Raw genomic sequence first — 11591 nt, forward strand, 5'->3', positions numbered from 1 at the left:
CTGCATGCCATCATCTTGGCGCCCGCATGCGTCGCGCGCGCCAAGTTCCCGCGAACGTCAGGACGCGGAGTCCAGCGCCTTCTGCACGGTCTCGATCATTTCCTTGCCGCTGACGCCGAACTTCTCCACGCCCTCGCGCTCGAGCACCTCGACGACGTCGTCGTAGTCGATGCCCAGCGCGGCGAGGGAGTCCATGACCTGCTTGGCCTCGGCGTAGCCGCCGGTCACCGCGTCCAGGCGCACCTCGCCGTGGTCGGCGAAGGCGTGGATCACCGCCTCCGGCATGGTGTTGACCGTGCCCGGGGCGACGAGCTCCTCGACGTAGATCACGTCGCGGTACTCCGGGTTCTTGGTCGAGGTCGAGGCCCACAGCGGCCGCTGCGGCTGGGCGCCCGCGTTGGCCAGCGCCTGCCAGCGCTCCGAGGAGAACTGCTGCTCGTAGAGCTGGTAGGCGAGCTTCGCGTTGGCGATCGCCGCCTTGCCCTTGAGCGCCTTGGCCTCGTCGGTGCCGATCTTGTCGAGGCGCTTGTCGTACTCGGTGTCCACCCGGGACACGAAGAACGACGCCACCGAACCGATCTTGGCAAGGTCGTGGCCGTTCTCCTTGGCCTGCTCGAGGCCGGCGAAGAAGGCGTTGATGACCGCCTCGTAGCGCTCCAGCGAGAAGATCAGGGTCACGTTGACGCTGATGCCCTGGGCCAGCGTGGCGGTGATCGCCGGCAGGCCCTCCTTGGTCGCCGGGATCTTGATGAACAGGTTGTCGCGGTCGACCAGCCACCAAAGCTCCTTGGCCTCGGCGGTGGTGCGGGCCGTCTCGGCGGCGAGCGCCGGGTCGACCTCGATCGAGACGCGGCCGTCGACGCCGCGGCTGGCGTCGGCCGCCGGCTTGAGCACGTCGCAGGCCCAGCGCACGTCGTGCGCCATGATCGAGCGCATCGCCTCGGGCACCGAGGTCTCCCGCAGGGCGAGGTCGTTGACCTGCTCGGCGTAGTCCTCGGCCGCGGTGACGGCCTTGGCGAAGATCGTCGGGTTGGTGGTCACGCCGACCACGTGCTGCTCGCGGCGGAGCTTGTCCAGCCCGCCGCTCGTCAGCCGCTGCCGGGAGAGGTCGTCGAGCCAGATCGCCACACCAGCGGCGGCGAGCTCGGCCAGCCGATCGGAACTCATCGCGTTCTCCTTTTACTCAGTTGCCGGTGGTGGAGCCGGTGATCTCGCCGACCTTGGCGAGGGAGGCGTGCGCGGCCGCGACGACGTGGTCCACGGTGAAGCCGAACTGCTCGAACAGCACCGTGTAGGGGGCGCTCGCGCCGTAGTGCTCGATGCTCACGGCCTCGCCGCAGTCGCCGAGGTACTTCTGCCACGACATGGCGATGCCGGCCTCCACGCTGACGCGGGCCTTCACGCCGGTCGGGATGACCTGCTGGCGGTACGCCGCGTCCTGCTCCTCGAACCACTCCTGGCACGGCATCGACACGACCCGGGTCGGCGTGCCGTCGGCCTCGAGGCGCTCCTGGGCCTTGACCGCGAGCTGCAGCTCGGAGCCGGTGGCGACGAGAATCACCTGGGGCTGGCCGTTGGACGCGTCCTTGAGGATGTAGCCGCCCTTGGCCACGTTCTCGGCCGGGGCGTAGACGGTGCGGTCCAGGGTCGGCAGGTTCTGCCGGGTGAGCGCGAGCGCCACCGGCTGGTCCTTGCGCTCCAGGGCCGCCTTCCAGGCCTGCGCGGTCTCGTTGGCGTCGCCGGGGCGGACCACCGCGAGGCCGGGGATCGCCCGCAGCGCCGAGAGGTGCTCGACCGGCTGGTGCGTCGGGCCGTCCTCGCCGAGGCCGACCGAGTCGTGCGTCCACACGTAGACGACCGGCTGCTTCATGATCGAGGCGAGCCGGACCGCCGGGCGCATGTAGTCGGAGAAGACGAGGAACGTGCCGCCGTACGGGCGGGTCGGCCCGTGCAGCTTGATGCCGTTGAGGATCGCGCCCATGCCGTGCTCGCGGATGCCGAAGTGCAGGGTGCGCCCGTACTCGTTGCCGGGGAACGCCTTGGTCGCGTACTCCGACGGCAGGAACGAGGGCTCGCCCTCCATCGTCGTGTTGTTGCTCTCCGCCAGGTCGGCCGAGCCGCCCCACAGCTCCGGCAGCACCCCGGCGAGGGCGCCGAGCGTGTCGCCGGACGCCTTGCGGGTGGCCACGCCCTTCTCGCTGGCCGGGAACTCCGGCAGCGCCTTCTCCCAGCCGTCCGGCAGGGCGCCGGCGAGCAGGCGGTCGAGCAGCGCGCCGCGCTCGCCCGCGCCCTCGCGCCACTGCGCGAAGCCCTTGTCCCACTCGGCGTGCTGGGCCTTGCCGCGCTCGATGGCGCCGCGGGCGTGCGCGAGCACGTCGTCGGCGACCTCGAAGGAGAGCGCCGGGTCGAAGCCGAGCACCTCCTTGGTCGCCTTGACCTCGTCGGCGCCGAGGGCCGAGCCGTGGATCTTGCCGGTGTTCTGCTTCTTCGGGGCCGGCCAGCCGATGATGGTGCGCAGCGCGATGAACGACGGCTTGTCGGTCACCGCCTTGGCGGCCTGGATCGCGTCCCACAGCGCGTGGACGTCCTCCTTGTAGACCCCGTCGCCGGCGTCGTGGCCCTTGCGCCAGTCGACGACCTGCACGTGGAAGCCGTACGCCTCGTAGCGCTTGGCCACGTCCTCGCTCTTGGCGACCTTGGTGTCGTCCTCGATCGAGATCTCGTTGTCGTCGTAGATGACGGTCAGGTTGCCCAGCTTCTGGTGTCCGGCGAGCGCACTGACCTCGTGGCTGATGCCCTCCTCGATGTCACCGTCGGAGCACAGCACGTAGACGTCGTGGTCGAAGAGGCTCTGCCCGACGCCCGGCTCCGGGTCGAACAGGCCGCGCTCGCGGCGGGCCGCCATGGCGAAGCCGACCGCGTTGCCGATGCCCTGGCCGAGCGGGCCGGTGGTGGTCTCGACGCCGGCGGTGTGGCCGTGCTCGGGGTGGCCCGGGGTCAGCGAGCCCCACTGCCGCAGCGACTTCAGATCGTCGATGCTCAGGCCGTAGCCGGCCAGGTACAGCTGGATGTACAGCGTCAGGCTGGAGTGCCCGCAGGAGAGCACGAACCGGTCGCGGCCGAGCCAGTTCGGGTCGGTGGGGTCGTGCTTCATGACCTTCTGGAACAGAAGGTAGGCGGCCGGTGCCAGGCTCATCGCGGTGCCGGGGTGGCCGTTGCCGGCCTTCTCGACGGCGTCCATCGCGAGCACCCGGACCGTGTCGACCGCGCGCCGGTCGACGTCGGACCAGGAAAGCTCGGGACCCTTGACCTTCTCATCGCTCACGGCGGTGCTGCTCCTGTCGAACGGCGAGTTTGTGAAAATCGCGAAAGGGGTTATCAAGTCGACCCTACCCACGATCGGGTGGCGGCACGCGCAGTCGACCATGTTTCGGACATCGGCGACACTGCCTGCGGCAACGGTAGTCGATGACGTCATGCCGTCACCTCGCCCGGATGAGCCGCAATGCCTGCGAGCCGGACACGCCTGGATCGATTCAGCCCTGAGCGAAATTTCTCATCGCGGGACAGCCCCCTCGATCGGGTCCCCGGGGTCGCCGTCCGAGCTGCTCTGATCCTGTTCTACGATGCGGGAGCCCGCTGATCTCGGCGGGATCCCCGCTCCGCCGCATGGCCTCGCCCCGGGAAGGTGGCAAACCAGACGTGACGCAACTCGTCGACCGCGGTGTCGCTGACCAGCTCACGTCCGCCCCGGTGCGCCCGACCACGGCGGCTGCCCTCGCCCGGTTGCAGCAGCGCGAGGACGCCGCGCGCCGGGCCGGCTTCGGCGCGGTGGTCAAGGCCTACGTCTCGCTGACCAAGCCGCGCATCATCGAGCTCCTGCTGATCACCACCGTCCCGGTGATGTTCCTGGCCGACAAGGGCCTGCCGTCGCTGTGGCTGGTGCTCGTCGTGCTCGTGGGCGGCTCGCTCGCGGCCGGCGCGGCCAACGCGCTGAACTGCTACATCGACCGCGACATCGACCAGCTGATGAAGCGCACCTCGCGGCGCCCGCTGGCCACCCACACCGTGTCCCCGCGCAACGCGCTCATCTTCGGCCTGACCCTGGCCGCGGTGTCGACGGTGCTCATGGCCACGTTCACCAACCTGCTGGCCACGCTGCTGACGGTGGGCGCGATCGCCTACTACGACCTCGTGTACACGATGTGGCTCAAGCGCACCACGCCGCAGAACACGGTCTGGGGCGGCGCGTGCGGGGCGGCCCCGGTGCTCATCGGCTGGGCCGCGGTCACCGGCGGGCTCTCGTGGACCGCATGGGTGCTCTTCGCCGTGGTCTTCCTGTGGCAGCCGCCGCACTTCTACGCGCTCGCCATCAAGTTCAAGGACGACTACGCCCGGGCCGGCATCCCGATGCTGCCCGTGGTGCGCAGCCTGCGCCGGGTCGGGCTGGAGACGGTGATCTACAGCTGGCTCACCGTCGGCGCCTCGGTCGCGCTCTGGCCGATGGGCATGACCCCGCTGTACGGCGTCGTCGCGGTCATCACCGGCGTGCTGCTGCTCGTCGAGGCGCACCGCCTCTACGGCCGCGCCCGCCGCGAGGAGCCGCTGAAGCCGATGCGGCTGTTCCACTGGTCGGTCACGTACCTGACGCTGCTGTTCGTCGCCGTCGCGGTGGACGCGCTCATCCAGTAAGTTTCGGGGCCGTCACCGGGGGCCGAAACCCCCGGTGATATGGGGGTCTAAGCGAAACTTAAGCCAGAAACGCCCGAATTTTGTGGCACACCCTTCAGGGTTCACCCGACGTGACAAGAGTCTCGCTTTCCGGCGGATGTCAACCCCGAAGAAAATCCGGATATTTACGGACATGGGCTGACGAATCGGTCGCCGTCACTGCTAAACCCGTTGGTAAGAACGGTCACAACCGGGGCCGAGTTCACCCGCAGGTGGCTTTTCGTGCCTCTAGTCTGGCCGACATGGCAGATGGTTCCGATACGACGATGACCCTCAACCGCCCGGTCCCGGGTGGTCTGATCGCCGGCCTGAAGTCCTTCGCGGACGACCACGGCGGCGCGAAGGCGGTCATCGAGTACGTCGGCCGGCGCGGTGCTCGCATCGTGCTCGTCGGAGAGGACGGCGTCTGGGGCGACCAGTTCGCCGAGGGCACGGACATCGCGCGGTCCGCCTGCGCCCAGGCCGGGGTCACGATCGAGAACGCCTGGGAGCGCGAGCTCCTCGAGCACATGCGCCCGAGCAACGACCTCTGGCGCTCCATGGGGCGCCGCACGCTCTCCCGCTAGCGTGCCGCGGATTGCGGCCCACGCGCGGTAGCGGCGCTCCTGCCCCGCACGCAGGTATCGTCGCCGCGTGAGCCAAGATCCACCACAGACCGACCCATCCCATTCCCAAGCGACCCGGGCCGCCGCCCGGGTCGCTCTCGTTACCTGTGCCGACCTGCCGGACCTGGACGCGGACGACCGCCCGCTGGTGGCGGCGCTGGCCGCGCTGGGCATCGCCGCCGAGCCGGTGGTCTGGGACGACCCCGGCGCCGACTGGGCCGGCTACGACCTGGCCGTGGTCCGCGACACCTGGGACTACGCCAAGCGGCGCGAGCAGTTCCTGAAGTGGGCGCGCGCGGTGCCGCGGCTGGCCAACCCGGCGGGCGTCATCGAGTGGAACACCGACAAGCGGTACCTGCGCGAGCTGGCCGCGGCCGGCATCCCCATCGTCCCGACGACCTGGGTCGAGCCTGGCGACGCGTTCGTGCCCGAGGGCCGCGGCGAGATCGTGGTCAAGCCCGCGGTGAGCGCCGGCAGCATCGACACCGGGCGGTACGACCTCGCGACCCAGGCCCCGGCGGCCGCGGCGCACGTGCGGCGGCTGCAGGAGGCCGGCCGGGTGGTGATGATCCAGCCGTACCTCGACGCGGTGGACACGGCGGGGGAGACGGCGCTGCTGTACTTCGACGGCGTCTTCAGCCACGCGATCCGCAAGGGCGCCATCCTCACCGGGCCGTACGAGGAGGGCGGGCTGCTGTACCAGAACGAGAACATCTCGGCGCGGGTGCCGTCGGCGGCCGAGCGCGCGCTGGGCGCCCGGGTGCTGGAGGCGCTGCCGGTGCCGGCGGGCACGTTGCTGTACACCCGCGTGGATCTGCTGCCCTCGCCGGACGGGCCGGTCGTGATCGAGGTCGAGCTGACCGAGCCGTCGCTGTTCTTCGGCTTCGCGGCGGGATCGGCGGACCGCTTCGCCGCGGCCGTCGCGCGCCGGCTCACATAGCGGCTGCCCGTGCCGATGTTCCGGGTGTGAAGCGGCGCATCGGCGCGGGCCTGGCCCTGTTCGCCGCCCTGGCGACCGGGGTGGCCGGCTGCAGCATGCTGCCCGGGCTCAACGGCTCCGGGACCGGCGATGGGACCAGTACCAGCAAAGGCTCCGGCAAGGTCGTCAACCTGCCCGAGAAGACCGTCTACTCCCGCGGCGACGCGGTGAACCCCTCGGCCGGCGACACCACGGGCGCCCCGGTGCGCGGCCCGATCGCGTCGCTGTCGCCGTTCGCGTCGCGCACCCCCGCGACCGCCACCCCGAGCTACAGCCCGACCGAGTGCACCGGCGTCTACCGCCAGGGCGTCATCAGCGGCGCCGACGTGGTCGCCGGCACCACCTCGGCCCAGGTCAGCTGGTGGAACATCGGCGACCCCACGCTGATCGAGTACCAGGTCGCGGCGGTGTCGCAGGAGCTGTACCAGGGCGCGCCGCCGGCCTGGACCTGGCAGACGGTCGCCAAGGGCACCGGCTGCACCCGCGTCACGACCACCGTCACCGGCCTGACCTCGGGCGTCCCGTACGTCTTCGTCGTGCACGCGCGGCTGCGCAAGTACGAGTCGCTGCCGCCGATCGCCCCGGAGGTGGCGCGCAGCAGTGCGACCGTCATGCTCTAGGGCATGGGTTCCCACCGCGCGCCGGAGCTGACCGAGCCGTCCCTGCTCACCTTCCACGACGCCGCCACCGGCGAGCACACCTCGCTGAGCGCGACCGAACTGGGCGGGTGCGCGGCGCAGGTGGCCGGGCTGCTGCGCGAGGGCTGTGGCATTGCCGAGGGCGGCCGGGCCGCGGTCCTGCTGCCGCCGCACTGGCTCACCGCCGCGGTACTGCTGGGCGCCTGGTCGGCCGGGCTGCAGGTGTCGCTGCAGAGCCGGGCGACGGCCGGGCTCAGCGTGCTCGAGCCGGGCGCGGACACGCCGTACGACGTGCTCTTCGTCGCCGGGGACCGGATCGGCTCGTGGCTGGAGAACATCCCCGACGCCAAGCACCGGTTCGCGCTGTTCGCCGAGGAGCCGCCGCCGGGGTACCGCGACCTGGAATCGGCCATCGACGAGTATTCCCCGCACGTACCGTCGCCGGCGCACACCCGCGCCGGCGACGCGGTCACGCCGGACGGCACCTCGTTCGGCGCGTTCGGGACGATCGCGCTGGAACTCGCGGAGCGGATCGGCCTGCGGGCGGGGGACCGGCTGCTCGTCGACGCGTCCACGGAGGAGCAGCCGCTGAAGTGGCTGCTCGCGCCGCTGTCGGTGGGCGCGTCGGTGGTGCTGGCGGCCAACGCGACCCCGGCCTCGTTCGAAGCCCTCGCCGAGTCGGAGGGCGCGACGCACCGGCTGACTTAGACAACCTTCTGGTTGTTAAACCGCTGAGTTGTCGGTACCGTCGCAGGCATGGCGGTTGTCACCGACGAGCTCAGTCTCGTCTTCGCGGCCCTGGCCGACCCGACGCGGCGGGCCATCCTGGAGCGGCTCACGGCCGGTGAGGCCACGGTCCACCAGCTGGCCGAGCCCTTCGCGATGACCCAGCAGGCGATCTCGAAGCACCTGAAGGTGCTGGAGAACGCGCGGCTCATCTCGCGCACCCGCAGCGCCCAGGCGCGCCCGTGCGTCCTGGAGGGCGCCCGGCTCACCGAGGCGGCCGGCTGGATCGAGCGGAACCACGCCCTGTGGGCGGACCGCCACGACCGGCTGGCTGCTTACCTGGAGCAGTTGTGAGCGCATTCGAATTTCGGCGTGTCCACATGGCCTCGACCGAGCGTCTGTTCGACTGCATGACCACTCCTGCGCACCTCACGCACTTCTGGGGCCCGACCGGCACCACGACCCCGCTCGACGGCATCGTGGTCGAGCTCCGCCCGGGCGGCCGCTTCGAGACGACCATGGTGGGCGCGGACGGCTCGGCGTACACCATGCGCGCCGTCTACGCCGAGATCGACCGCCCGAACCGCCTGGTCTGGATCGAGGCCGAGAGCCGCATGCGCACGGAGGTCACGTTCCTGGACCTCGGCGACGGCCGCACGGAGGTCGTCACCCACCAGACGGACGTGCCCGAGGCCTACGCCACCGCCGAGGCCCGCGCCGGCTTCGCCACGAGCCTCGACCGCTTCGACACCTACCTCGCCACGCTGGAGTAGCCCATGCCGACTTTGACTTCTGTCGATGGCACGACGATCGCCTTCTCGGCGACCGGTTCGGGCCCCGCCGTGGTGCTGGTGGACGGCGCCTGCTGCTTCCGGGGCGCCGGCCCGATGGATCCCCTCGCCGCCGTGTTGCAGGAGCACTTCACGGTGTACTGCTACGACCGGCGCGGCCGCGGCGAGAGCACCGACACCCTGCCGTACGCCCCGGCGCGCGAGGCCGAGGACCTGCTCGCGGTCATCGGCGCGGCGGGCGGCGCGGCGAGCGTCTACACGATGTCCTCGGGCGGCGCGATCGGCCTCGCGGCGGCGGCTGCGTCTCCTGCCGCGGTCCGGGCCTTGGCGGTGTACGAGCCGCCGTACGTCGGGCCCGCGCCCGCCTACAGCGCGGAGCTGGTCGAGCTGCTCGCCGAGGGCCGCCGCGCCGATGCGGTGACGCGGTTCCAGCAGCAGGTGGGGATGCCGCCGGGCGCGATCGCGGCGTTCCGGGCCTCGCCGGGGTTCGCGGTGCTGGAGGGGATCGCGCCGACGCTCGCCTACGACGACGCGGTGCTCCAGCCGGGCCACGTCCGGCCGGAGGTGGCGGCCGCGATCACCGTGCCGACCACGATCATCGCCGGGGCCGCGAGCCCGTCGTTCCTGGTCGACGCGGCCCGCTCGACGGCGGAGGCGATTCCGGTCGCGCGGTTCGAGGTCCTGGAGGGCCAGACCCACGACGTTGACCCGGCCGTCCTGGCGCCGTTGCTGGTCAAGCTGCTGAGCTGAGGTCAGCGCGAGCCCGGTGGGAGGTCGGCCTCGATCCGGGCGGCCGCGGCCAGCAGCGGCGGGACCAAATCGCGGCGTACGGCGGCGGCGGCGTCGCGGCGGCTCGCCGCGGTGGACAGGTTCAAGGCGGCGATCACCCGGCCCGCGCGGTCGTGGATCGGGGCGGCGACCGAGCGCAGGCCCTCCTCCAGTTCCTGGTCGACCAGCGCCCAGCCCTGGTCGCGGGCGCGGTCGATCTCGGTGCGCAGGGCGGCCGCGGTGGACACCGTGTGCGGGGTGAGGGCCTCGGGCTTCACCGCGGCGAGGTAGGACTCGAGGTCGGCCCGGGGCAGGCCGGCGAGCAGGACGCGGCCCATGGACGTGGCGTACGCCGGGAAGCGCGTGCCGACCGAGATCATCACGGTCATGATGCGCGACGTCGGGACGCGGGCCACGTAGACGATGTCGGCGCCGTCCAGGACCGAGACCGACGAGGACTCGTTGACCTCGGATACCAGGGCCTCCAGGTGGGGCTCGGCGATCGCCGGGAGGGACAGGCCGGACAGGTACGCGTAGCCGAGCTCCAGCACCCGCGGCGTGAGGGAGAACTGGCGGCCGTCGCTGCGGACGTAGCCGAGTTCGGTCAGGGTGAGCAGGAAGCGGCGGGCGGCCGCGCGGGTCATGTCGGTGAGCGTGGCCACCTCCGTCAGGGTCAGCTCCGGGCGGGTGGCGTCGAACGCGCGGATGACGGCCAGGCCGCGCTCCAGCGACTGCACGAAGTCGGCGCCGCGCGGGTCGTTCACGGAAGCTGGTCCAGCACTCGGCTCGCGGTGGTGAAGGCGGCGTTGCCGGCCGGGGCGCCCGCGTAGACCGAGGTGTGCAGGAGGACCTCGGCGATCTCCTCGCGCGTGACGCCGTTGCGCAGGGCCGCCTCGACGTGCATGGCCAGCTCGTCCTCGCAGCGCAGGGCCGCGAGCACGGCCAGGGTGATGCAGCTGCGGGTGCGCCGGTCCAGGCCGGGGCGGTCCCAGACGGCGCCCCAGGCCGCGGTCAGGACCCACTCCCGGAACGGCTCGGCGAACGGTGTGGGCGGGCGGTCGGCGACGTCCCCGAGCACCTCCCGGCGGACCGCCGCCCCGCGGTCGGACAGGGAGTCAGTCACCGTTTCTCCCCGAAAGGGCGCGGTCCACGAGGAGGCCCGTCGCGGTCAGGTCGCCGGTGAGGCCGCTTCGCGTGAGGTTCGCTCGCATCACGTCAGGATGGACCACCAGCCGCTCCAGCGCCGAGCGCAGCCAGGACGCCGCCGAGCCGGTCGAGACGAGCAGGTCGCGCATCGGTCGCCACTCCGCGTGCCAGGAGCCGGCCGCGCGTTCGTGTTCGTGGGCCATCGCGGCCAGCAGGTTGGCGACCAGGCCCGGCGCCGAGGCCGCGCAGCCCAGGGCGCACACCGCGGCGATCGGGTTGCGCTTGTGGGGCATGGCCGAGGAGCCGCCGGGGGAGGAGTCGGAGACCTCGTCGACCTCGTTCTGGGCGAGCAGGGTCAGGTCCCGGGCGACCTTCGCCACCGCGCCCGCGGCCGAGCCCAGGGCGCCGGCCAGGTCGGCGATGCGGGTGCGCTCGGTGTGCCAGGGCAGGGCCGGTTCGCGCAGGCCCAGTACCGTCGCCAGGCCTTCGAGAAGATCGGGGGCCGCCTCGCCGAACGGGGCCAGGGTGCCCGCCGCGCCGCCGAACTGGACGGCCAGGCGGTCGGCGCGCACCTGGTCGAGGCGGCGGCGGGCCGCGTCCAGGCCGCCGAGCCAGCCGGCCGCCTTGAGGCCGAAGGTGGTGGGGACGGCCTGCTGCAGGAGGGTACGGCCGATCATGGCCGTGTCGCGGTGCTCGCGGGCGAGGCGGGCGGTGAGGTCGGCGCTCGCCCGCAGGTCGGCCAGCAGGGGACGCAGGGCGCGGGCGGCGACCAGCATGCCCGCCGTGTCGAGGATGTCCTGGCTCGTCGCGCCCCGGTGGACCGCCTCGGCGTGGTCGGGGACGGCGCGGCGGAGGGCGTGCACCAGCGGTACCACCGGATTCCCGCTCTCCGCGGCCGCCCGTCCCAGCTCCGCGGCGTCGAAGGACTCCGGCCGGGCGCACGCGGCCCCGATGGCGTCGGCGGCGGCCTGGTCGAGCAGGCCGGTGAACGCCTGGGCCTCGGCCAGCGCCGCCTCGACCTGGAGCATCGCGGTCAGCCAGGCGTCGTCGGCGACCGCCGCGGCGACGGCGCCGCGGGACAGCACCCCGCCGAACAGGCTCGAAGTGGGTCCCATGCGACTCCCTGCCTGTCTGTACGTGCAGCACGTAATGCTATCGACCCGCCACCGCCCACCCGGCCACCTTGCGCAACCTTGCGGCCCGGACG

General features: G+C 72.1%; 13 protein-coding genes. 8 read left to right on the top strand and 5 right to left on the bottom strand.

The window, feature by feature from the left end; translation table 11 throughout:
* Positions 1–57 precede the first annotated feature (57 nt).
* The gene (gene tal / locus ACQPZ4_RS09345) at positions 58–1167 is read right to left on the bottom strand and encodes a transaldolase (RefSeq protein ID WP_433057935.1); all 1110 of its coding nucleotides are present in this window, start codon (positions 1165–1167) and stop codon (positions 58–60) included.
* Positions 1168–1183: 16 nt separating this feature from the next.
* Positions 1184–3241: a transketolase gene (tkt, locus tag ACQPZ4_RS09350; RefSeq protein WP_433066407.1), complete on the bottom strand. Its 2058-nt coding sequence runs from the start codon at positions 3239–3241 to the stop codon at positions 1184–1186.
* Positions 3242–3702: 461 nt separating this feature from the next.
* On the opposite strand from tkt, the gene ACQPZ4_RS09355 reads away from it, so the two are divergent.
* The 8 genes from ACQPZ4_RS09355 to ACQPZ4_RS09390 all read left to right on the top strand — a co-directional run bounded on the left by ACQPZ4_RS09355 (position 3703) and on the right by ACQPZ4_RS09390 (position 9220).
* Positions 3703–4692, top strand: a complete 990-nt coding sequence (locus tag ACQPZ4_RS09355; protein WP_433057937.1) for a heme o synthase — start codon at positions 3703–3705, stop codon at positions 4690–4692.
* A 281-nt stretch (positions 4693–4973) separates the two neighbouring features.
* Complete coding sequence (locus tag ACQPZ4_RS09360) at positions 4974–5297, top strand: hypothetical protein (protein WP_433057939.1); 324 nt, start codon at positions 4974–4976, stop codon at positions 5295–5297.
* Positions 5298–5364: 67 nt separating this feature from the next.
* The gene (locus ACQPZ4_RS09365) at positions 5365–6276 is read left to right on the top strand and encodes an ATP-grasp domain-containing protein (protein WP_433057940.1); all 912 of its coding nucleotides are present in this window, start codon (positions 5365–5367) and stop codon (positions 6274–6276) included.
* A 26-nt stretch (positions 6277–6302) separates the two neighbouring features.
* Positions 6303–6935, top strand: coding sequence for a hypothetical protein (locus tag ACQPZ4_RS09370; protein WP_433057942.1), 633 nt, complete (start codon positions 6303–6305; stop codon positions 6933–6935).
* A 3-nt stretch (positions 6936–6938) separates the two neighbouring features.
* Complete coding sequence (locus ACQPZ4_RS09375) at positions 6939–7661, top strand: TIGR03089 family protein (protein WP_433057944.1); 723 nt, start codon at positions 6939–6941, stop codon at positions 7659–7661.
* Between the two features lie 48 nt (positions 7662–7709).
* Positions 7710–8033 carry an ArsR/SmtB family transcription factor gene (locus ACQPZ4_RS09380; protein ID WP_433057946.1) on the top strand — a complete coding sequence of 108 codons (324 nt, stop codon included), beginning with the start codon at positions 7710–7712 and terminating at the stop codon, positions 8031–8033.
* Positions 8034–8089: 56 nt separating this feature from the next.
* A complete protein-coding gene (locus ACQPZ4_RS09385) occupies positions 8090–8452 on the top strand; it encodes an SRPBCC family protein (protein ID WP_433057948.1) in 363 nt (120 codons plus the stop codon).
* Between the two features lie 12 nt (positions 8453–8464).
* Positions 8465–9220: an alpha/beta fold hydrolase gene (locus ACQPZ4_RS09390; RefSeq protein ID WP_433057950.1), complete on the top strand. Its 756-nt coding sequence runs from the start codon at positions 8465–8467 to the stop codon at positions 9218–9220.
* A gap of 2 nt (positions 9221–9222) precedes the next feature.
* Here ACQPZ4_RS09390 and ACQPZ4_RS09395 read toward each other — a convergent pair whose 3' ends face one another.
* The 3 genes from ACQPZ4_RS09395 to pcaB are packed head-to-tail and all read right to left on the bottom strand — an operon-like array spanning position 9223 to position 11499.
* On the bottom strand, positions 9223–10002 hold the full coding sequence (locus ACQPZ4_RS09395; RefSeq protein ID WP_433057952.1) for an IclR family transcriptional regulator domain-containing protein: 780 nt from the start codon (positions 10000–10002) through the stop codon (positions 9223–9225).
* Positions 9999–10361: a carboxymuconolactone decarboxylase family protein gene (locus tag ACQPZ4_RS09400; RefSeq protein WP_433057954.1), complete on the bottom strand. Its 363-nt coding sequence runs from the start codon at positions 10359–10361 to the stop codon at positions 9999–10001. The genes ACQPZ4_RS09395 and ACQPZ4_RS09400 overlap by 4 nt, the downstream gene beginning before the upstream one ends.
* Positions 10354–11499 carry a 3-carboxy-cis,cis-muconate cycloisomerase gene (gene pcaB / locus ACQPZ4_RS09405; protein WP_433057956.1) on the bottom strand — a complete coding sequence of 382 codons (1146 nt, stop codon included), beginning with the start codon at positions 11497–11499 and terminating at the stop codon, positions 10354–10356. The genes ACQPZ4_RS09400 and pcaB overlap by 8 nt, the downstream gene beginning before the upstream one ends.
* Positions 11500–11591: the final 92 nt, after the last annotated feature.

The organism is Dactylosporangium sp. CS-033363 (assembly GCF_050942475.1).
Lineage (GTDB): Bacteria > Actinomycetota > Actinomycetes > Mycobacteriales > Micromonosporaceae > Dactylosporangium.

Bases quoted from the DNA above. Each gene is read 5' to 3' on its own strand.
- ACQPZ4_RS09380 (WP_433057946.1), top strand. From the start codon at position 7,710: ATGGCGGTTGTCACCGACGAGCTCAGTCTCGTCTTCGCGGCCCTGGCC.
- tkt (WP_433066407.1), bottom strand. From the start codon at position 3,241: ATGGACGCCGTCGAGAAGGCCGGCAACGGCCACCCCGGCACCGCGATG.
- ACQPZ4_RS09385 (WP_433057948.1), top strand. From the start codon at position 8,090: ATGACCACTCCTGCGCACCTCACGCACTTCTGGGGCCCGACCGGCACC.
- tal (WP_433057935.1), bottom strand. From the start codon at position 1,167: ATGAGTTCCGATCGGCTGGCCGAGCTCGCCGCCGCTGGTGTGGCGATC.
- pcaB (WP_433057956.1), bottom strand. From the start codon at position 11,499: ATGGGACCCACTTCGAGCCTGTTCGGCGGGGTGCTGTCCCGCGGCGCC.
- ACQPZ4_RS09375 (WP_433057944.1), top strand. From the start codon at position 6,939: ATGGGTTCCCACCGCGCGCCGGAGCTGACCGAGCCGTCCCTGCTCACC.
- ACQPZ4_RS09360 (WP_433057939.1), top strand. From the start codon at position 4,974: ATGGCAGATGGTTCCGATACGACGATGACCCTCAACCGCCCGGTCCCG.